22 protein-coding genes are annotated in these 20031 nt (G+C 61.9%); 8 read left to right on the top strand and 14 right to left on the bottom strand.

Going from position 1 to position 20031, the window contains the following annotated elements; all coding sequences use genetic code 11:
* The first annotated feature begins 86 nt into the window (after nt 1-86).
* Nucleotides 87-1487, top strand: coding sequence for an MFS transporter (locus ABFB52_RS17725; RefSeq protein WP_129973168.1), 1401 nt, complete (start codon nt 87-89; stop codon nt 1485-1487).
* On the opposite strand, the gene ABFB52_RS17720 is transcribed toward ABFB52_RS17725, so the two are convergent.
* The 4 genes from ABFB52_RS17720 to ABFB52_RS17705 all read right to left on the bottom strand — a co-directional run bounded on the left by ABFB52_RS17720 (nt 1432) and on the right by ABFB52_RS17705 (nt 4646).
* Nucleotides 1432-2847, bottom strand: a complete 1416-nt coding sequence (locus ABFB52_RS17720) for a heavy metal sensor histidine kinase (protein ID WP_129973169.1) — start codon at nt 2845-2847, stop codon at nt 1432-1434. The genes ABFB52_RS17725 and ABFB52_RS17720 overlap by 56 nt on opposite strands.
* A complete protein-coding gene (locus ABFB52_RS17715; RefSeq protein ID WP_007950581.1) occupies nt 2844-3515 on the bottom strand; it encodes a heavy metal response regulator transcription factor in 672 nt (223 codons plus the stop codon). Before ABFB52_RS17715 ends, ABFB52_RS17720 begins: the two co-directional genes overlap by 4 nt.
* Nucleotides 3516-3527: 12 nt before the next feature.
* On the bottom strand, nt 3528-3785 hold the full coding sequence (locus ABFB52_RS17710; RefSeq protein ID WP_129973170.1) for a DUF2790 domain-containing protein: 258 nt from the start codon (nt 3783-3785) through the stop codon (nt 3528-3530).
* Between the two features lie 147 nt (nt 3786-3932).
* The gene (locus ABFB52_RS17705; protein WP_085746119.1) at nt 3933-4646 is read right to left on the bottom strand and encodes a murein L,D-transpeptidase catalytic domain family protein; all 714 of its coding nucleotides are present in this window, start codon (nt 4644-4646) and stop codon (nt 3933-3935) included.
* Between the two features lie 151 nt (nt 4647-4797).
* On the opposite strand from ABFB52_RS17705, the gene ABFB52_RS17700 reads away from it, so the two are divergent.
* Nucleotides 4798-6411 carry a L,D-transpeptidase family protein gene (locus ABFB52_RS17700; RefSeq protein ID WP_102687034.1) on the top strand — a complete coding sequence of 538 codons (1614 nt, stop codon included), beginning with the start codon at nt 4798-4800 and terminating at the stop codon, nt 6409-6411.
* 3 nt (nt 6412-6414) lie between these two features.
* Here ABFB52_RS17700 and ABFB52_RS17695 read toward each other — a convergent pair whose 3' ends face one another.
* A complete protein-coding gene (locus ABFB52_RS17695; RefSeq protein WP_129973171.1) occupies nt 6415-6930 on the bottom strand; it encodes a DoxX family protein in 516 nt (171 codons plus the stop codon).
* A gap of 57 nt (nt 6931-6987) precedes the next feature.
* Nucleotides 6988-7191: a hypothetical protein gene (locus ABFB52_RS17690; protein ID WP_085746122.1), complete on the bottom strand. Its 204-nt coding sequence runs from the start codon at nt 7189-7191 to the stop codon at nt 6988-6990.
* A 241-nt stretch (nt 7192-7432) separates the two neighbouring features.
* Here ABFB52_RS17690 and glsB point away from each other — a divergent pair, with 241 nt between their 5' ends.
* Both glsB and ABFB52_RS17680 read left to right on the top strand, forming a co-directional pair.
* Nucleotides 7433-8341, top strand: a complete 909-nt coding sequence (glsB, locus tag ABFB52_RS17685) for a glutaminase B (protein WP_064379522.1) — start codon at nt 7433-7435, stop codon at nt 8339-8341.
* A gap of 69 nt (nt 8342-8410) precedes the next feature.
* Nucleotides 8411-9913: an aldehyde dehydrogenase family protein gene (locus ABFB52_RS17680; protein ID WP_129973172.1), complete on the top strand. Its 1503-nt coding sequence runs from the start codon at nt 8411-8413 to the stop codon at nt 9911-9913.
* Between the two features lie 48 nt (nt 9914-9961).
* On the opposite strand, the gene ABFB52_RS17675 is transcribed toward ABFB52_RS17680, so the two are convergent.
* The 3 genes from ABFB52_RS17675 to cynS form a co-directional block, all read right to left on the bottom strand.
* Nucleotides 9962-10621 (bottom strand): carbonic anhydrase, encoded by a 660-nt coding sequence (locus ABFB52_RS17675; protein WP_129973173.1) that lies wholly within the window; start codon nt 10619-10621, stop codon nt 9962-9964.
* A gap of 11 nt (nt 10622-10632) precedes the next feature.
* On the bottom strand, nt 10633-10869 hold the full coding sequence (locus tag ABFB52_RS17670) for a DUF2790 domain-containing protein (RefSeq protein WP_085746126.1): 237 nt from the start codon (nt 10867-10869) through the stop codon (nt 10633-10635).
* Nucleotides 10870-10952: 83 nt separating this feature from the next.
* Nucleotides 10953-11417, bottom strand: a complete 465-nt coding sequence (gene cynS / locus ABFB52_RS17665; RefSeq protein ID WP_011334741.1) for a cyanase — start codon at nt 11415-11417, stop codon at nt 10953-10955.
* A 120-nt stretch (nt 11418-11537) separates the two neighbouring features.
* Between cynS and cynR the strand changes: the two genes are divergently transcribed.
* Complete coding sequence (cynR, locus tag ABFB52_RS17660) at nt 11538-12416, top strand: transcriptional regulator CynR (protein ID WP_129973174.1); 879 nt, start codon at nt 11538-11540, stop codon at nt 12414-12416.
* 72 nt (nt 12417-12488) lie between these two features.
* On the opposite strand, the gene ABFB52_RS17655 is transcribed toward cynR, so the two are convergent.
* The gene (locus ABFB52_RS17655; RefSeq protein WP_047293552.1) at nt 12489-12818 is read right to left on the bottom strand and encodes a hypothetical protein; all 330 of its coding nucleotides are present in this window, start codon (nt 12816-12818) and stop codon (nt 12489-12491) included.
* Between the two features lie 127 nt (nt 12819-12945).
* Between ABFB52_RS17655 and ABFB52_RS17650 the strand changes: the two genes are divergently transcribed.
* The gene (locus ABFB52_RS17650; RefSeq protein ID WP_052026217.1) at nt 12946-13317 is read left to right on the top strand and encodes a hypothetical protein; all 372 of its coding nucleotides are present in this window, start codon (nt 12946-12948) and stop codon (nt 13315-13317) included.
* 12 nt (nt 13318-13329) lie between these two features.
* On the opposite strand, the gene ABFB52_RS17645 is transcribed toward ABFB52_RS17650, so the two are convergent.
* Nucleotides 13330-13833 (bottom strand): GNAT family N-acetyltransferase, encoded by a 504-nt coding sequence (locus ABFB52_RS17645; RefSeq protein ID WP_129973175.1) that lies wholly within the window; start codon nt 13831-13833, stop codon nt 13330-13332.
* Between the two features lie 47 nt (nt 13834-13880).
* The gene (locus tag ABFB52_RS17640) at nt 13881-15824 is read right to left on the bottom strand and encodes a DNA topoisomerase III (RefSeq protein ID WP_129973176.1); all 1944 of its coding nucleotides are present in this window, start codon (nt 15822-15824) and stop codon (nt 13881-13883) included.
* Nucleotides 15825-16101: 277 nt separating this feature from the next.
* Between ABFB52_RS17640 and ABFB52_RS17635 the strand changes: the two genes are divergently transcribed.
* Nucleotides 16102-17508, top strand: a complete 1407-nt coding sequence (locus ABFB52_RS17635; RefSeq protein ID WP_129973177.1) for a serralysin family metalloprotease — start codon at nt 16102-16104, stop codon at nt 17506-17508.
* Between the two features lie 94 nt (nt 17509-17602).
* On the opposite strand, the gene ABFB52_RS17630 is transcribed toward ABFB52_RS17635, so the two are convergent.
* Nucleotides 17603-18817, bottom strand: coding sequence for an MFS transporter (locus ABFB52_RS17630; protein WP_102717595.1), 1215 nt, complete (start codon nt 18815-18817; stop codon nt 17603-17605).
* 171 nt (nt 18818-18988) lie between these two features.
* Between ABFB52_RS17630 and ABFB52_RS17625 the strand changes: the two genes are divergently transcribed.
* Nucleotides 18989-19357: a DUF427 domain-containing protein gene (locus tag ABFB52_RS17625; protein WP_129973178.1), complete on the top strand. Its 369-nt coding sequence runs from the start codon at nt 18989-18991 to the stop codon at nt 19355-19357.
* A gap of 47 nt (nt 19358-19404) precedes the next feature.
* On the opposite strand, the gene ABFB52_RS17620 is transcribed toward ABFB52_RS17625, so the two are convergent.
* A complete protein-coding gene (locus ABFB52_RS17620; RefSeq protein WP_129973179.1) occupies nt 19405-20031 on the bottom strand; it encodes a hypothetical protein in 627 nt (208 codons plus the stop codon).

The raw sequence follows: 20031 nt of genomic DNA, 5'->3' as shown, positions 1-20031 counted from the left end.
AGGTATCAAGTGCGAAGCATGCGTCTTGCGCCTTGTATTGTCGAGGCTCAGGCTGTGTCGCATGACCTTTGCCCTGTGAGCCCCCCATGCACCGAGAACCCCTGAGCCCTTCAGCCTGCTGGGCGTTGACCAGTCTGGCGCTGTCGATGTTGATGCCGTCGCTCGATACCAGCATCGCCAACGCCGGATTGCCCACGCTGGCGGCGGCATTCGATGCGACGTTTCAACAAGTGCAGTGGATCGTTCTGGCCTACCTGCTGGCGATCACCACGTTGATTGTCAGCGTCGGGCGGCTCGGTGACGGCTTCGGTCGACGGCGCTTGTTGTTGATCGGCATCGGCATCTTTACCGCTGCTTCGCTGGCTTGCGCACTGGCGCCGAGCCTTGCCTGGCTGATCGGTGCGCGGGCGGTGCAGGGCCTCGGCGCGGCAATCATGTTTGCGCTGACGGTCGCGCTGGTGGCCGATGCGGTGCCCAAATCCCGGGCCGGCAGTGCGATGGGGTTGCTGGCCACGATGTCGGCCACCGGCACCACCCTCGGGCCGTCGCTCGGTGGGCTGTTGATGGCGCATGTCGGCTGGCAGTCGATTTTTGTGATCAACGTGCCGTTGGGATTGCTCAATGCGTGGCTGGTGTATCGCTACCTGCCGAAGGATCGGAGCGTGCGCTCGGGTGTTGCATTTGATTATCCCGGCACCGCCGTATTGATGCTGACGCTGGCGGCCTATGCACTGGCGATGACGGTTGATGGATTCACCACGACGTTGCTGTTGCTCAGCCTGTTGGGCGTGGGGGTATTCATCCTGGTCGAGAAGCGGAGCAAGGCGCCGCTGATTCATCTGTCATTGTTCACCGACACGCGAATCAGCAGCAGTCTGGCGCTGACCTTGCTGGTCACGACGGTGATGATGACCACGCTGGTGGTCGGGCCGTTTTACCTGAGCCGAGGCCTGGGTCTCACCAGCACGCAGGTAGGACTGGTGCTGTCGATCGGGCCGTTGCTGGCGGCGTTCAGCGGCGTACCGGCCGGGCGGCTGGTGGATCGTTTCGGCGCGCGGCGGATGGTGCCGGGCGCGTTGTTCGGTCTGGCTTGCGGTTGCGGTCTGCTGGCGCTGTTTCCGGTGAGTTTCGGAGTGCTTGCATACGTGCTGCCGATCACGGTGGTGGCCTTGAGTTATGCGCTGTTCCAGGCTGCCAACAACACCGGGTTGATGTCCGGCGTTGCTCAGGATCAGCGCGGCGTGGTCTCGGCCATGCTCGGGCTGTCGCGCAATCTGGGGTTGATCACCGGGGCGGCGGCGATGGGCGCGGTGTTTGCACTGGCCACGGACGATCCGACTCAGGCACCGGCCGAAGTTATTGCGGCCGGGTTGCACATGACTTTCGGCGTGGCCTCGGCATTGATGTTCGCGGCGTTTGCGCTCGGTGCCTTCACGCACCTGCGTCTCGCGTCTCCCGTGCCGGAAAGAACAGTTCAAAGCAGGTGACGCCGTCGGCGCTGCTGACGCTGTAGCGGCCCTGATGCAATTGCATGATGGTCGCGACAATCGACAGGCCCAGTCCGTTGGATTGGGCCGAACGCTCGCGGGACGGATCGACGCGGTAGAAGCGCTCGAACAACCGCGACAGATGTTCCGCCGGAATGGTCGCGCCCTGATTGCGTACCCGCAGGTAGCTGCCGTCCGCTTCGGCGATGGCTTCGACCTGCAGCGTCGAATCCGCCGCGCCGTACTTGATCGCATTGGCGCACAGATTGGCCAGGGCCCGACGCAGCAGCATCGGTTCGGCCCAGATCACACCGCTGCCACTGGCCTCGATGGTGACGCCGACATCGGCGGCCAGGCCTTCGAAGTAATCGGCAATGCGTTGCATCTCATCGCCGGCGTCCAGTTCCTGCCGCTGGCTCAGCGCGCTGGCCGGGTCGGTGCGGGCGAGAAACAGCATGTTGTCGAGCATCCGCGCCAGCCGTTCGAGTTCTTCGACGTTGGAGGCGAGCAACTGCTGATAGGCGTCCACACTGCGGTTCTGTTGCAGCGCGACCTGGGTTTCCCCGAGCAGGTTGTTGATCGGTGTGCGCAGTTCGTGGGCCATGTCGGTGGAGACTTGGCTCAGTTGCGCAACCCCTCGGTCGAGCCGGTCCAACATCGCATTGAAGGCTTCGATCATCGGCTGCAATTCCCGAGGCGTGCCGTGGCGGTCGAGGCGTTCGCCGAGGTTGGCGATGCCGATCCCGTGGGCGTGCCGGGCAATCCGCCGCAACGGCAGCAGTCCGCGATACACCAGCAGGCAGCCGACCAGCGCCAGCACAATCGCCGCCAATGATGCGAGGCCGTACACGCTGAGCCGGTAATTGGCGAGCATTGCCGTGCGCTCGGTCATCAGGCGTCCGGTGAGCACCTGCAGGTTGCCCAGATCGCCCGAGTCGATGGTCGCCGCCACCGCCGAAAACGGCACACCGTCGACGCTCGGCAAGTGCTGTACATCGCTCAGGGCCATCGGGTGATCGATCGGTACGGCGGGCAAGTTCGGAGTGGCGAGGTTGCCGGGGTTGACCACCAGCAACGGCGGCTGGCCGGGTGCGCCGATGGTCAGCAAGGCTTCGCGGTTGCCGAGCATGTTCTGAAACAGCGCCGGCTTGTTCTTGATCAGTTCCAGGGTGTTGCTGTCGTTGAGGAAGGTGCGCAACTGATCGACGCGACTGACCAACTGGATGTCGTCGCGGCGAATCAGAGCTGCTTCCAGTTGGTTGTACAGCGCCGCGCCCAGGCCTGCCAGCGCCGCGAAGGCAAGCACGGCGAAGACCAGCGCCAGACGCAAGGTCAGGGAATAAGTGCCGGCGATTTTCATGGCTGGGTATCGAAGCGGTAGCCGATGCCGCGCACGCTGTGGATCAGCTTGAGCGGGAACGGATCGTCGATTTTCGCCCGCAGGCGGCGCACGGCGACATCGACCACATTGGTGTCGCTGTCGAAATTCATGTCCCACACCCGCGAGGCGATCAGCGAGCGCGACAGCACTTGCCCGGTGTGGGTGGCGAACAGTTGCAGCAGGGCGAATTCCTTGTTGGTCAGGGTGATCCGGTTGCCGGCGCGGGTGACTCGGCGCTTGAGCACATCGATCTGCAGATCGGCCACCTGCAATTGCTCCTCTTCATGGATCGGCCCGCGCCGGGTCAGGGTGCGCAGGCGCGCCACCAGTTCGGCGAAGGAAAACGGCTTGATCAGGTAATCGTCGGCGCCCAGTTCCAGGCCCTTGACCCGGTCGGCAATGTCGTCGCGGGCGGTGAGGAACAGCACCGGCGTGTCGGTCTCCTTGCGCAGCCGGCGCAGGACTTCCCAGCCGTCCATTTTCGGCATCATCACGTCCAGCACGATCACGTCGAAGTCGAACTCCAGCGCCAGGTGCAGACCGTCGGCGCCGTCCCGGGCCAGACTCACGCTGTAGCCCAGTTCCTGCAGGCCGTTGAGCAAGTAGTTGCCGGCCTTGGGTTCGTCTTCGACAACAAGGATATTCATGGGCACTGCGCCTCAATGGTCGTTGGTGCAGCCGCTGCCTTGCACTTGATAGTCCAGCACATGTTCACGGCCCTGGTGGTCGAGGTAGTTGAGTCGCGCGGGGATCACGCCGCAAGCCTGGGAAATATCGGTGCTGGAGAGGACTTTGTCGACATCCAGGTGCACGAAGAAACCGGTTTTGTCATGAATGACGGCAGCGTCCGGTGCAGGGGCGGCGAACACGGAACCGGTGGCGAGGAGGGCGGTGAAGGCGAGGATCAGGGTTTTCATGATGGGTCACTCGAGTCGTTGAAGTTGATCGGCGTTTGGGCCGGGACAACTTCAAGCTACCGGGCGATCCGCTCGGCAAACCGACAACTCGATGACAAATCTGTAATAAACCGAACCTGTGGGAGCCAGCGCACTCCCACAGAGTATTCAGCTGGCGTGCGTGCTGAGAATGCTCGCGATCTGTTGTGGCTGGCAGTTGAGGTACGGCGAGGATTTCAGCCACTGCTGATCCGGGTACCAGGAGAACATGAATTGGCCATTCTTCAGACTGTCGATCACCCGTTTGGCCACCTGCGGTCGCACGGCCGGGCAACCCTGGCTGCGGCCCAGACGGCCGGTACGTTTGCTCCAGAACGGGTTCACGTAGTCGGCGGCGTGGATCACGATGGCGCGGTCACGGGCCATGTCGTTGACGCCCGGTTCCAGACCGTCCATGCGCAGCGAGTAACCGTGGGTGCCCTGGTAACTTTCCTGGGTGCGGAACAGGCCGAGGCTGGACTGAAAACTGCCTTCACGGTTGGAGAACCGGGTGGCGAAGTTTTCCCCGGAGTTCGAGCCGTGGGCGACCAGATCGCGCAGCACCAGTTTTTTCCGGGTCAGGTCGAAGATCCACAACCGACGCTCGGTGGACGGCTGCGAATAGTCGATGATCGCCAGGTGACGGGACTGCTTCGCGCCGTTGTTGATCGCACATTGCATGGCGTTCAAGGCACCTTTCAGCGCCTGGGGATTGAGTTCCGGAGCGGCGTGCGCGAGGCTGGTGTACAGAACCGGCGAAGTGGTGCCGGCGGCAAAGGCTGGACTGGTCAGCACGCCAATGGCGGTGGCAGTCAGCAGAAGTCGGCGCAAAAACGTCAACATTTAAAGTGAGTCTCCACTTGCTACTTGTTTGGCACTTAGGCTCCTGACGTCCAGTCGTTCCCGGCAAGCCCGCGAATCGGGCCTGACTGTGCACCGCACCTGAGGTAAGGTTGACCGTCAATCAAGACGGCCATGGATTGGAGTAAAGCAGTTGTTCAAAAAGTACGCATGCTACTTGAGCATTTGTTTGCTCGCTGCGCCGTTTGTCGCTTGCGCCGAAGAGCCGTTGCCGGGACTCCCGACGCTGCCGCCCGTGCCGACGGAAATGCCCATCGAGCCACAGAGCCCGCTGCAGGCTGCGCTGATCAGCCTGCCCCAGGCGTGCCCGACGATCGGCACCAGCCTCAACGGCCCGGCGCTGGATCAATTGCGCGCATTCTACCAGCAGCAGGACTGGCTGCCGGTGTGGGCCGATGGCGGGCAATTGCCGGCCTTGCATGCGCAATTGCAGCTGTTGGCCGACGATGGCCTGAATCCGAAACGCTATCCGGTGGCGCTCACCGCCCCGCAGGACGGCGAACTGTGCGCCGACATCGAGATCAGCCGTTACTACCTGCAAGCCCTGCAGGATCTGCATTACGGCCGCCTGTTGCAATCGCACTTCGAACCGCTGTGGCATTCCGACGAAACGCCTCGCGACCGTCAGGCTGAATTGCTGGCGATCGCCGTGCCGGGCGTGCACAACGTTCCGGCTGCCTTCGATCTGGCCCGACCGCAGCTGGCGCAGTATCAGAATTTGCGCCATCTCTACGCAGCTCAACGCCTGAAAGCCTTGCCCCAATGGACGTCGGTGGGCAACGGCCCGTTGCTGCGTCCGGACATGGAAGACAAACGCGTGCCGGAACTGGCCCGCCGGCTCTACAGCGAAGGCTACCTGAGCAGTGTGGTCGGCACGCCGGACAACGCTTATCACGGCGTATTGGTGGAGGCGGTGAAGAGCTTTCAGGCCAACCATTCGTTGCAGGCCGACGGGGTGGTCGGGCCGGGGACGATTGCCGAACTCAACATCAGTCCGCTGACCCGCCGCGAACAGTTGCGGGTCAACCTTGAACGTTTCCGCTGGATGGCCCAGGACATGGAGCCGGACGGTTTGTTGGTCAACGTCGCCGCTGCCGAGCTGACGCTTTATCAGGGTGGCCTGCCGGTGTGGCAGACCCGCACCCAGGTCGGGCGCGCCGAACGCCAGACCCCGCTGCTCAAATCCCGGGTCACGCGCCTGACCCTGAACCCGACCTGGACCGTGCCGCCGACCATCTGGAAGGAAGACAAGCTGCCGGAAATCCGCAAGGACCAGACCTTCCTCAGCCGCCAGAACCTGCAAGTGCTCGACGCCAACGGCCAGCCGCTGGCCGCCGCCGACATCGACTGGGACAACCCCGGCAACATCCTTCTGCGTCAGGACGCCGGGCCGCGCAACCCGCTGGGGCAGATGGTCATTCGTTTCCCCAACCCGTTCTCGGTGTACCTGCACGACACGCCGAGCAAGGCGCTGTTCGACAAGGGGCCACGGGCGTTCAGTTCCGGCTGTGTGCGGGTCGAGCATCCGATGAAACTGCGCGATTTCCTGCTCAGCCCGGCGGAGAAGGCGCGCACCGACACCTTGCTCGCCACCGGCACCACCCATGAATTCCGCCTGAGCAATCCGGTGCCGATCCTCATGACTTACTGGACGGCACAGGTCGATGGCCAGGGTCGCGTGCTCTACGCGCCGGACATTTACAGCCGAGACAGCGCGTTGCTGGCGGGGCTGGACCGGGCGCATTGATCCTCAGCGGCTGGCGCGTTTCCAGAAAAACCGCGCCAGCCACGCATCCACGCTCAACTTGCCGGCCCCGGCAAATACGAGCGGCACCAGCGAAGCCAGGTAGATCGCCGGCAGCTTGAAGTTACCGAAGCCCTTGTTGGTGATCGCGTAACCCTGGGCCAGTTCACTCAGCGATGACCAGTCCGCCGGCCAGTGCACGGCAGCGGTGGCGACGACGGTCACGACAATCAGCGAAATCGCCGAAATCCGCGTGCCGAATCCGATCAGGATCGCCAGCGCGCAGATCAGCTCTGCCCACATCGACAGCTCCCAGTTCAGCGTCGCCGGCAAGTGGTCGAAGGGAAACGGGAACCGCTCCTGAATGTCTTCGAACCAGTTCTGGCCGTTGAATTTCTCCAGTCCCGATTCGAAAAACTCCCAGGCGATGAACAGGCGCAAGGTCAGCGGCGCGAGCCACTGGCCGGCGCGGTTGAGGTTCCAGTGCAGGCCTTTGACGGCCGACGAGAGAGCTGTGGTCATGGGAAGGCTCCATTCATTCAAAAGAAAACGGGGCACCAACGTGCCCCGTGAAAAGGGTTACTCGCCGGCGCCGCACTTGCCTTCGCCGCATTTGCCTTCCGAGGTTTTTTCCGCCGAGTCGGCCTTGGCCTGGGACTGGCTGTAGCCGTGATCCAGTTGCTTGACGCTGAACGCTTCGGAAGCCGAAGCCGCGTTGGACAGGGCCAGGCCACCGGCAAGCAGCAGGCCGAGGGTCAGGGAGGTTTTCGAGCGCTTGGTCATGGTGAATCTCCGATGCGATGTTTGAGTTCAAAGGCTTGATCGGGGCTGCCGATCGACAGGTTCATTTGAGCGCCGGGCTGTATCGCTGATGTGTCGCGAAGGGCCGGATTTGTGCGCGGGATGTGTCGGGCGTCGGGCCGTACACACTGCGATACAGAGCGCCGGTGTGATTCGATTGCCGGGCGCAGCGTCTAGCCACGGTGTCCCCGCAATCCCATGGGGCGAGACTTCGGAACCCGGCATGCAAGCGCTGTTGAACGAGATCCTTGACGCTGTCCGGCCCCTGATCGGGCAGGGCAAGGTGGCTGACTACATTCCCGCACTCGGCACCGTGCCGGCCAATCAATTGGGCATCGCCGTGTATGGCAACGACGGCGAGATGTATTGCGCCGGCGACGCCGAGACGCCGTTCTCGGTGCAAAGTATTTCCAAGGTGTTCAGCCTGGTGCAGGCCATCGAACATTCCGGCGAGGCGATCTGGGAGCGTCTGGGCCACGAGCCATCCGGCCAGCCATTCAACTCGCTGGTGCAGTTGGAGTTCGAACGCGGCCGTCCGCGCAATCCGTTCATCAATGCCGGGGCGCTGGTGATCTGCGACATCAACCAGTCGCGCTTTGCGGCACCGGCGTTGTCGATGCGCGATTTCGTGCGGCGGCTGTCGGGCAACCCGCAGGTGATGGTCGACGGCAAGGTCGCCGACTCCGAGTACCAGCACCGCGCGCGTAACGCAGCGATGGCTTACCTGATGCAATCCTTCGGCAATTTTCACAACGACGTCGAAGCGGTGCTGCGCAGCTACTTCAGCCACTGCGCGTTGCGCATGAGCTGCATCGACCTGGCCCGGGCGTTCTGCTTCCTGGCCAACGACGGTTTCTGCAAACACAGCGGCGAACAGATCCTCAGCCGACGCCAGACCCAGCAAGTCAACTCGATCATGGCCACCAGCGGCCTCTACGACGAGGCCGGCAACTTCGCCTATCGCGTCGGCCTGCCGGGCAAGAGCGGCGTCGGTGGCGGCATCGTTGCGGTGGTGCCGGGGCAGTTCACGGTGTGCGTGTGGTCGCCAGAACTGAACACGGCGGGCAACTCGCTGGCGGGGATGGCGGCGCTGGAAATGCTCAGTTCGCGGATTGGCTGGTCGGTGTTCTGAGCCCGTGTTGCTTTGAGGGAGGCCAACCTATACATTTTCCGGCCGCCCTCAATATGGTGAATCCGCTCCATGTCTCTCGCGCTCGAACGTCTCGTCGCTGGCACGCCTATCCCTTTCGCCGGTAACCGCGTCACCGTGGTCAGCCCCGAACTGGCCGAGCGTTTCCGACCCGGCGACCACCTGTTGGTGGAGCAAGTGAGCGGCGAGCTGTTGCTGATTCCGGTGGTGGATCAGCAGGCCGCATCGGTGGCGATCGAGCGTGCAGCGGCGGCGTTTACCGCGTTGTCTGCGGTGCCGGATGAGGCCATCAGCCGCTTCTTCGATCTGTTTGCCCAACGTCTGGAAAACCCGGACGCCTGGGCACTGATCGAAACCGCCAACCTCGCCGACATCGAACGGGCCAAGGCGCGCGGTCGTTCCACCACCCGGTTGCTCGCCGACGAGCGCATGCGCCGCGACATGATCGCCGGCCTGCGCGCCTGGCGTGATGCGCCGGCCACCCGTGGCAAAGTGATCAGCAGCGTCGAGCATGACGGCTGGAAGGTCGAGCAGGTGGTGTCGCCATTGGGCATCGTCGCGTTCGTGTTCGAAGGCCGGCCAAATGTCTTCGCCGACGCCGCTGGCGTTCTGCGTACCGGCAACACCGCCGTGCTGCGCATCGGTAGCGATGCGCTGGGCACCGCGCAAGCCATCGTCACCCACGCCCTGAACCCGGCGCTGGCCGATGCCGGTCTGCCGGCGGGTGCGGTGTCGCTGGTGGAGAGCGTCAACCACGCCGCCGGTTGGGCGATGTTCGCCGACCGGCGTCTGTCGCTGGCGGTGGCCCGTGGTTCGGGCCGTGCGGTCAGCCAGTTGGGCAGCATCGCCCAGCAGGCCGGTACCGCCGTCAGCCTGCACGGCACCGGTGGCGCGTGGTTGATCGCCGATCGCGATGCCGACGCCAAGCGCTTTGCCGCTGTGGTGCGTAACTCGCTGGATCGCAAGGTCTGCAACACCTTGAATGTCTGCCTGATCCAGCGCGAGCGTGCTGCCGAACTGGTGCTGCTGTTCCTCGATGCCTTGCAGCAGGCCGGTACCGCGCGCGGTCAGGGCTGCAAATTGCACATCGTCGAAGGCAGCGAAAGCTACCTGCCGAGCGATTGGCAGAACGCGACGGTCGAGGTCTATCGCGCCGAGGGTTACCAGACCGAAGCCCTGGCCGAGCCCTTGCCGAAAGCGCAATTGGGCCGCGAGTGGGAATGGGAAGAAACCCCGGAAACCAGCCTGATGATCGTCGACGATCTGGATCAGGCCATCGCGCTGTTCAATCGCTACAGCCCGCAGTTCACGGTGTCGCTGATCAGCGAAGACGCGGCGGTTCAGGAGCGTTTCTACAGCGCGGTCAACGCGCCGTTCGTGGGCAACGGGATTACCCGTTGGGTCGATGGCCAGTACGCGCTGAACAAGCCGGAGCTGGGGCTTTCGAACTGGGAAAGCGGCCGGTTGTTTGCCCGCAGCGCGATTCTCTCCGGTGACGGTGTGTTCACCGTACGCAGCCGCATGACGCAAATCGATCTGGGCGTAAAACGCTGAACAGAACAACGCCGCGCCCGTCGCAATGACGGGCGCGGCGTTGTGTTTTCAAGCAGCATCGACTGCCTGACCGTACACCGCGCACGTCGACGGTTGCTCGGCCAGCGAGACGAAGGTACGGCGGTCGGCACTCAGCGCGTCGATCGAGCCGGTCTCGATGTCGTAGACCCAGCCGTGCAGATTCAGCAGGCCTTTCTCCTGGGCCAGGCGCACGCTCGGGTGAGTCTGGATGTTCGCCAGTTGCGCGATCACGTTTTCCCGCACCATCGAACTCAGTTTGGCGGCGTCGTTGGCGTGCGGTCGCGATTCATTCACCACTTTCGCCGACTCGGCGTGTTGCAGCCAGCCGCTGACGGCGGGCAGGTGATCCATGCATTTGCACTGGGCGATGGCGGTCATCGCGCCGCAATCGGAGTGGCCGCAGATCACGATGTCGGTCACGCCGAGCACGGCGACCGCGTATTCCACCGTCGCCGAAACCCCGCCCGGATGCGGGCTGTAGGACGGCACGATATTGCCGGCGTTGCGGATCACGAACAGCTCGCCGGGCTCCTGCTGGGTCAGCAGTTCCGGGACGACGCGGCTGTCGGAGCAGGTGATGAACAAGGTGCCCGGGGTTTGGGTGGTCGCCAGGTGTTTGAACAGTTCGGTGCGTTGTGGAAACGCCTCCTTCTGGAACTTCAGGAAGCCTTCGATCAGGTTTTTCATGGTGTGTCCTCTCAGTTCGAACAGCCGGTGCCGAATTCGCTGTATTGAAGAATGTGTTTTGCGCCGTGGCTGTCGAGGTAAGTCATCTCGACCGGCACTACGCCGCAGACGTCGGCGACCGGGGTGATGCTCACGACTTCAGCGATATCCAGAGACATGCCGTAGCGGTAAGCGACGGCTTCGTCATCGGCCTGGGCTTGAGTGCAAAGGCCGGCGAGCAGGGCAAGGGTCAGCAGAATTTTTTGCATGGGGCAGCCTCCAGGCAGATGTGGTGATGACTTGGCAAATCAGGTTTGGAGGGGCCCGCACGCGGGGTGCGGGCCCGGAGGGGTCAGAACGGACGCAGCGGGAGGAACTTGCCGTCGAGGGTGACCACGGCGCGGGAACCGCCTTCAGGGTCTTCGACTTTCTTGATGTCGAGCTTGAAGTTGATCGCGCTGATGATGCCGTCGCCGAACTGCTCGTGAACCAGTGCTTTCAGGGTGGTGCCGTAGATCTGGATCATCTCGTGGAAGCGGTAGATGGTCGGGTCGGTCGGCACACCGTCGAGGCTGCCGCGCAGCGGGATGATTTGCAGGGCGGCGACGTCTTCGGCGCTCAGCTCAAGCTTGTCGCCGACCACTTCGGCGGCGGCTTTCGGCAGTGGATGCTGGCCGAGGAGTGCGGCGGTCACGTAGGCCAGGCTCAGGCCGGTGCCGTCGGCCAGATCCTGCCACGACAGGTTTTTCTGAGCCTTGGCATCCAGGGCGCGGGTGGTCAGGGCGATGCGGCTGTCGTTGTAGGCTTGGGATTGCATGGTGCTTCTCCTTTCGGGGTTGGCTTGCTGTGTGGGATTCATCTTCTGCCGATTGATCAATAGCGTCCAAGACCGATATACAATGCAAAGCATAAGCACTGCCTATAGATGGAGCGTCCCATGCTGCTGCGACATTTGCGATACCTGCTGGCCGTGGCCGATCACGGCGGCTTCACCCGGGCGGCCGAGGCGCTGCACGTGTCGCAGCCGACCCTGTCGCAACAGATCCGCCAACTGGAAGAAAGCCTCGGTGTGGATCTGTTTGATCGCACCTCGCGCTCGGTGAAGCCGACTGATGCCGGGCAGGCCTATATCGAATGCGCGCGACGGGTGCTGGTGGAGCTGGAGGCGGGCAAGCGCGCGTTGCATGACGTGAAGGATCTGTCCCGAGGCTCACTGCGCTTGGCCATGACCCCGACGTTCATGGCGTATCTGGTCGGGCCGCTGGTGCGCGATTACGTGGCGCGGTATCCGGGGATTCACCTGGAGATTTTCGAGTTGTCGATGGACGACATCGAGGCCGGGCTGGCGGATGACTCGCTGGATATTGCGATTGCCTTCACGCCGGTGCGCAATCCGGACATTGAGTGCATTCCGGCGTTTGTCGAGACGTTGGGGGTGATGGTCGGGCGTGAGCATCCGCTGTACGACAGCTCATCGGTGTTGACCCCGGATGACATCGCGCAGCTGGATTTCGCCTTGCTGGCGCCGGATTTCATCACGCGGCTATCGATTGACGAGTATTTCCGTCAGCACGGCATCACGCCCAAGGTGCAGATCGAGGTGAACTCGGTGAGTACGTTGCTGGAAGTGATCCGGCATGCGCCGATTGCGACCATGTTGCCGGAGGCGATTGCGACCGAGGACCGGGCGTTGCGCCGGTTGCTTGTCGAAAGCGAGGCGCCGCAGCGGGGAGCGGCGTTATTGCGGCGCCAGAATAACTATCACAGTGCGGCGGCTGAGGCGTTCATGAAGCTGGTGCTGGAAACTCGTTCATGAGTTTTTTTGCGAGCAATAAAAAGGGCCTGCTTCGTTTTCGAAGCAGGCCCTTTTGTTTATTGAAGTTTTAACTTAGCAGAACCGATCAATCACCCGAACTTCGTTCTTGTTCTGCATCGAGTCCCACGCCTGTTTCAGCGTCTGCAGAACATTACCGATGAAGTCCTTGTCGGCCGCGGCTTTCTTGCCGACATAGCCGTGGCCGCGGCGGTACATCTTCAGGCGGGCCAGCAGGTTCTGGTTGTTCCGGTCGAACTCTTCTTCACCAGCATGGGGCGACAGGCAGTCGATATGGACCTGACCCGACTTGCTGATCCACAGAATATGGCTGTCGTGGCTGTCTTTTTGCGCCGCGAACATACGAGCCAGTTCTTCGATAGTAGGTTGATTGTTCAGATTCATGATATTGCCCCTTGACCAGTCTGGTGATCTTTCAAAGTTGATTCGCTAATACAGGTAGCCCATCGGTTAGTTGATCCCTGGCACCGAAACCAGGACGTCAGCGGTCGCCCGTGTGAAGTACGGGGTCATGCGTCTGTTGCATGTAGTCGTGTTGAATAACTGCTACGCAATAGCGTCACAACGAGGAGAAGCAGCGAAAACCGGGAGGCTCCTTGACGACGTTTTCAGGGTCGACCACAAGCGTCTTGAGAATTTTCGCCAGCGCTTCTCGTCCTTGTACTGGACGTTCAGGCCAGGTCAGCTTCTTCAATCTGCCTTGTGGGCAGCGTGTATCCGGAAAAAACAGCTCGGCGGTCAGACGAGCTTGCTCAAGCGTGTTGCCAGTGCTCCCGATCGGGGAGACGTCTGCATCATGCAAAAGCAAAACGATGCCGTCAACGGTTTTGTAGTGATTATTTTTGGTCACTACATATTGTCGGACAAAGTCATTCTGGAATGAAAAAAGCGGCGGTCAGGCAGCGGGAGAGAGGCTGCGCAGGCAGTAGAACGTGCAGGGATAGCCGTCCACTGTTTTGGTCTGGCGGGTAAAGTAGCCGCCGCTCAGCTCAGGGATGAGCCGGGCCCAGAACCGCTGTGCAGGCAGGTTGGCGTCGACATGGAAAATCTGCCATCGACCGGGCAGGTGGCTCAAGAGGGCAGAGGCGACAAACTGCGCGACGCCTTGGCCACGCCAGCGTCGGCTGACGAAGAAATAGCCGATGTTGTAGTCGGCGCCTTCGATGAGGAGGTGGTCATCCACGGTCACGAATCCCGCCAGTTCACCGTCAACGTGGATCAGGAATGGCCGCGTCGCCGGCTGGCGCCAGTAATCGTCTTTCAACTGGATCGGGAAGAACCCATGCCCGCCGAGCTTCAGCGGCAGCCACTCGCTGAAGTCATAGGTGTAGAACTGCATCAGGTTTTCGAGGGTGTCCAGTTCGTCACGCCGGGCGACGCGCAGTTCGATGACAGACATGCGGCTGCCTCCTGACCATCACTGCAGAAACAGTAGCGTGCAGCGGGCTATTTGGCTGCCGGTTTTGCCGCACGCTTGCTGGTTCCGGTGGTTTTGCGCCGGGTGGTCTTGCGTTTGTTCTTCCATGGCGCAGCGGCCTTACCGGCAGGCGGCGGGCCGCTGATGGTCAGGCTCAGTCCGGCGCAGCGGGTCACTTGTTTGCTCATCCACGCGGCCTGCTTGGTGACGAACTCTTCCAGACTCATTTCGCCGCTCTGCACCATGTCCAGCGCCTGCTCCCAGATCGCCGTGGTGCCGGGGTCGGCAATCGCGCGCGGCACGGCGTCGATCAGGCTGAACGCAGCGGGTGTGGCGGACAGCGCCTTGCCGTTCTTCACCAGATAACCGCGATCCAGCAGCCCTTGAATGATCGAGGCGCGGGTGGCTTCGGTGCCTATGCCCGTGGTGTCCTTGAGTTTCTGCTTGAGCAGCGGATCTTCCACCAGTTTGGCGACGTTCTTCATCGCCTTGATCAGGTCGCCTTCGGTGTAGGGCTTGGGCGGCTGTGTCCACAGGTCCTTGAGCTTCACGTCCGCCACGGCGCATTCGGCACCTTGGGTCAGCGTCGGTAGCGTTTGCGGCGCGGGGGCTTCTCGGCCCTTGGCCGGGGCCAGCGCTTCGGGCAACGCGCGTTTCCAGCCCGGCTCGATGATCTGCTTGCCAACCGCGCGCAAGGCTTCCCCGGCGCAATCGAAATCGGCCTGGGTGCGGTCGTATTCGTGATTGGGCAGGAACTGCGCCAGATACCGTGCGCGAATCAGCGTGTAGACCGCGCGGTGCTTGCCGGTCAGGCGCTCCATGTTTTTCGCAGCAGCGGTCGGGATGATGCCGTGGTGGGCGCTGACCTTGGCGTCGTTCCAGGCGCGAGAGCGGCGCTGTGGCTCCAGATGCTCACGCAGCGCTTCGAGGCTAGGGTCGGCCTGACGCAACGCCGCGAGAATCCCCGGCGCCTCGCTGTGCTGGCTCAGGGGCAGGTAGCCGCAATCGCTGCGCGGGTAGGTGATGACTTTGTAGGTTTCGTAGAGGGCCTGGGCGATGTCGAGGGTTTCCTGGGCGCCGAGACCGAGTTTCTTCGAACAGACTTCCTGCAAGGTGCCCAGATCGAAGGGCAGGGGCGCCACTTCGCGCATGCGTTCGGTGCGCAGCTTGATCACCCGGGCGCTGGCAGCGCTGCTGATTGCGGCGGCCGCTTGCTGGGCGAGGGCTTGATTGAGGCAGCGATCCTGATCGTCACAGGCATCGTTTGGCGCACGCCATTGCGCAGTGAATGGCGTGCCGTTGTGCAGTAGTTGCACGTCGATGGCCCAGTACGCGACCGGCACGAAATCGGCAATGCTGCGGTCGCGATCCACCACCAGTCGCAAGGTCGGCGTCTGTACCCGGCCCACCGGCAGCACGCCTTGATAGCCCGATTGCCGGCCGAGCAGGGTGAACAGCCGACTCATGTTCATCCCGATCAGCCAATCCGCCCGCGAGCGCCCGAGTGCCGAGTGATACAGGCTGAAGGTTTCAGCACCCGGTTTGAGCGACGCCAACGCCTTGCGAATCGACGCTTCGTCCAGCGCCGACAGCCACAAACGGCGGATGGGTCCGCGATAGCGGCAATGCTCGACCAGCTCCCGGGCGATCATCTCGCCCTCGCGGTCGGCGTCGGTGGCGATGATCAGTTCGCTGGCCTCGCCGAGCAGGCGCTTGACCGCCTTGTACTGGCTGGCGGTACGCGGCTTGACGGTCATTTTCCATTTGTCCGGGATGATCGGCAGGTCGGCCAGCACCCAGCGCTTGTATTTAGCGTCGTAGGCGTCCGGCGGCGCGGTTTCCAGCAGGTGGCCGATGCACCAGGTCACCGTGACATCCGTTCCCAGCCAGCAGCCGTCGCCCCGACGCTTGGCGCCGAGCACGGCCGCAATATCCTTGGCCTGGGAGGGTTTTTCACAGAGGTACAGCCGCATAACCACCGTCGTCGATCATTGCCCGAAGAGGCGCACAGGATGGCCTGAGTCGGGCGATCGGGCAACTTTTATCTGTATGGATATACAGATAAAAAGATTGCCGGTCATGACAGCCGCGTCGGGGCAATCCGGGACGCTATCGAGAAATTGATTAGCGCCCCCGTTGGCGGCTGTGGCAGGTTCAATCTGCCTGACAAGGCGAGTGACAGGACGATCTCGCCAGAAGATCGCTGTTTTTCTGTCTGACACTGACTCTTCAGAAACAAGGACGTACACCATGTCTCAACCTTTCTCTCAGGCCAGCGGCGCCTTCACTGCTGTCGACACTTTCAGCCACCTGTACGACCGGGGCACCGGCAGCGTCAATGGCAAACCGTCGTTCACCGCCGACCAGGCCGCCGACGAAATCCTGCGCAAGGGCATGTCGTGGCAGGACAAGAATGCCGACGGCAAGATTGATCTGACCTACACGTTCCTGACCGACAAACCGTCGAATTACAACCCGAAACTCGGCAACTTCAGCGAGTTCAGCGCCCAGCAGAAAGCCCAGGCCGTGCTGGCGATGCAGTCGTGGTCGGACGTGGCCAACGTGACCTTCACCGAGGGCAAGGGCGGGGACGGTCACATGACCTTTGGCAACTACGACGTCAGCACCGGCGGCGCGGCGTTCGCCTACCTGCCGCAGGGCAGCAGCTATGACGGTCAATCGTGGTACCTGATCAACGATCAGTACCAGGTCAACAAGACTCCGGACACCAACAACTACGGGCGTCAGACCCTGACCCACGAAATCGGCCACACCCTCGGCCTGTCGCACCCGGGCGCCTACAACGCCGGCAACGGCAACCCGACTTACGGCGACGCCAAATACGCCGAAGACACCCGTGGCTACAGCCTGATGAGCTACTGGAGCGAAGCCAACACCGACCAGAACTTCAGCAAGGACGGCAGCGGTGCCTACGCCTCGGCACCGTTGATGGACGACATCGTCGCGGTGCAGAAACTCTACGGCGCCAACTTCGAAACCCGTGCCGACAACACCGTGTACGGCTTCAACTCCAACGCTGATCGCGACTTCTACAGCGCCACCTCGAACACCTCGAAAGTGGTGTTCTCGGTGTGGGACGGCGGCGGCAATGACACCCTGGATTTCTCCGGCTTCAACCAAAACCAGAAGATCAACCTCAACGAAGGCTCGTTCTCCGATGTCGGCGGTCTGGTGGGCAACGTGTCCATCGCCCACGGCGTGACCGTGGAAAACGCGATTGGCGGTTCGGGCAATGACCTGTTGATCGGCAACAGCGCAGCCAACGAACTGATCGGCGGTGCCGGCAACGACATCATTTACGGCGGTGGCGGCGGTGATTCGCTGTGGGGCGGTGAAGGCGCAGACACCTTCGTGTTTGGCGCGGCCAGCGACTCGACCATGACCGCGCCGGACTGGATCATGGATTTCACCAGCGGCCTGGACAAGATCGACCTGTCGGGCATCGTCGGTTTCGCCTCGGGCGCAGCCACGCTGAACTTCGTCAGCGGCTTCACCGGGCACGCGGGTGACGCGATCCTCACTTACTTCGAACAGACCAACCAGACCAGCCTGATGATCGACCTGACAGGCCAGGGTTCGGTGGACTTCGCCGTGGGTGTGGTGGGGCAGGCCGTGGCGACCGATATCGTCGCCTGATCTGAAAACGGAAAATCTGAAACGAAAAAACCGCAGTCCTTCGCAGGCTGCGGTTTTTTTGTTCTTGGACATCGCTCTACGACAGTGAAATCCGTTACTGCTCGGTCTCGAGGATCGACGTGGCGTGGGCATTACGTACTCTGGCAAACCACCAGAGAGCCGCCACGCCCAGCAGCGTCGCCAGCACGGCCAGAATCAGAATCACACGTTGCGTCCCCAATGGCGCGGCGAGCAGTGCGACCAGCAGACCGGCCAGCGGTTGCGACAAGTTGTTGAGCAGGGTGATCACGCCCACGGTCTTGCCGAAGTCCTGCGGGGGAATGACTCGCTGGCGAATGCTGCGCATGTAAACGTTGAACATCTTGTCGAAACCGACGATCAGCAGGAAACCCAGCACATAACCCGCCAGGTTCGGGCTCAGGGCGCTGATGAAGGCGCCGGCGGCGAGCATCGAACAGGCAACGCCACCCAGTACGCGCAACGGCAATACCACCCGGGCGAGGAAAAACAGAATCACGATGGTGGTCACCGCGCCAGCCGCTTGCAGCACGGCGTAGTCGTCCTTGCCGGCGCTGTATTGACCGAGCACCATGGCCGCCGAAGTGGCCAGGGTGACCCCGACAATCAGGTTGACCCCGACTGCCAGGGTGATGATCTTTTTCAGCTCCGCCAGTTCGCGGATATGCCTGAAAGCGATGCGCAGAGGCTGCAGCCAGATGTCCTGATGCTGCTCGAACACCTCCAGAGTGATACGGCTGAAACGTTGCCACACCAGCATGCTGAGGTCGGCCAGCAGGAACAGTCCGGCCACCCACAGCACCACCCAGTGCCAAGCCGAAAACTCCAGCAGCAATGCCGCCACCAAGGGCCCCAGAACCAGTCCGGTCTGGTCGGCTATCTGCGAGTAGGAAAGGGTTTTGGTGTAGCTGTAGTGCTGGAAAATATGCGGCATCAGCACTTCGCGGGCCATGATGCCCTGAGTCGTCAGCACGCCGCATAGCGCCGACAGCACCACCAGCCATGCGATACCGCCGAAGACGGCATAAAGCCCTACTGCCAGCACGCAGAGCAGCGCCCGGTAGACCTGACTGATGTGCAGGATTCTGATGGGCGAGAACTTGTCGCACAGGGCCCCGCACAGCGGAAACGCGAGAAAGCGCGGCAGCGACTCGACGAAGAATGCAAGCCCCGCCCAGGACGCGCTGTTGGTGGTCTGGAATACCACCAACGGCACGATGAACAACAGGATCTGGTCCGCCAGCCGCGACAGGAACAGCGAGATGAAAAAAGCCAGGTAATCCTTGCGCATGATGACTCCTGTCGGTGGGCGTTTTGGGCGTGATATGAAACCAGAATCCGCCGCCTCCGCAATCGGCGGTCATATCTGATCGGAGAAAAACCGTTCGGCTGCGAACCCGACGAGATTCCCCCGCATGGGTTATACCTGAACCGGTGCCTTCGCCGCAGTCAGGAGAAACCGATGAAAACTTCCGGTCCCAGTCCCGTCATCACCATCGCCGAGCAGCCAGGCTGCCTCCTTGTGAAATTCCACGGCATACAAGTCGCCGCCTCGGCCCGAGCCCTGGTGCTGCTCGAAGCCAATTACCCGCCGGTCTACTACATCCCGCGCGAAGACATCGACGAGAAGTACTTCGCCCGCACCGACCACACCACCTACTGTCCGTACAAAGGCGACGCCAACTATTTCAGTCTGCAAGTGCCGGGGCATGAAGGGGCGAATGCGGTGTGGACGTACGAAAATCCGAAGATTTCGGTCAGCCAGATCAAGGATTACGTGGCGTTTTATCCCGATCAGGTGAGGTTTGAGTTGCTGGAGGCGGAGGTTTGAGACGGCCGACTTCATGCACTTGGTCGGCAGTCGCCAACAGCATTCAGTCAGGATTTTTTGCCCGCTTCGGCATTCAAAAACAGCAGCGCGATCATCGGGTAGCGCTTGTTGTCGTGACTCGGGGTTTTTTGAGCTTTGGCAGGACAGACCCAGGCTAGCGCATCACTGGTCAGTGCCCGAAGCATTGTCTGGAAGGCTTCAATCTGATCAGCACTTGCCAGACTGCCGAGCGAATAGGGTGCAATAAATACGGCGCCCAATTTAGGCTCGTTGTAGTCGAGCCTGGCGGCATCGACAGTCGCTAATTTGCATTTACTCAAGATCCAGTCGCGGGCGTACGCCAGATTATCGATCGGCACGTAAGCGACTTTGGCTTCAATGCAAAAACCATTGCTGTCGTCGGCAATGTATAGGTCGTTACGGCCGATCGATGAGGTCTTTTCGTTCGCCTCCGTGGCGATCTTGCTGATCTGATATTCCTCGATGGCAGTCCAGTCGGCTTTCCAGGCTGCACCGGCGAGGATGCTTACGTTGGCCTGTTCGTTGTACCAGTAGGGGAGATCATCGCCGTCCCACACATCGATGTAGCGCTCGGTGCAAGTGATCCAACTGTTCAGCACGGGATCGAGTGGCTGTAAGGTTGGGCAAGCAATGTGTATATATTGATCGTTCAT

The sequence above is a fragment of the Pseudomonas sp. 9.2(2024) genome (assembly GCF_039695385.1).
GTDB lineage: Bacteria > Pseudomonadota > Gammaproteobacteria > Pseudomonadales > Pseudomonadaceae > Aquipseudomonas > Aquipseudomonas paraglycinae.
This window is presented reverse-complemented; position numbering and strand designations above follow the sequence as displayed.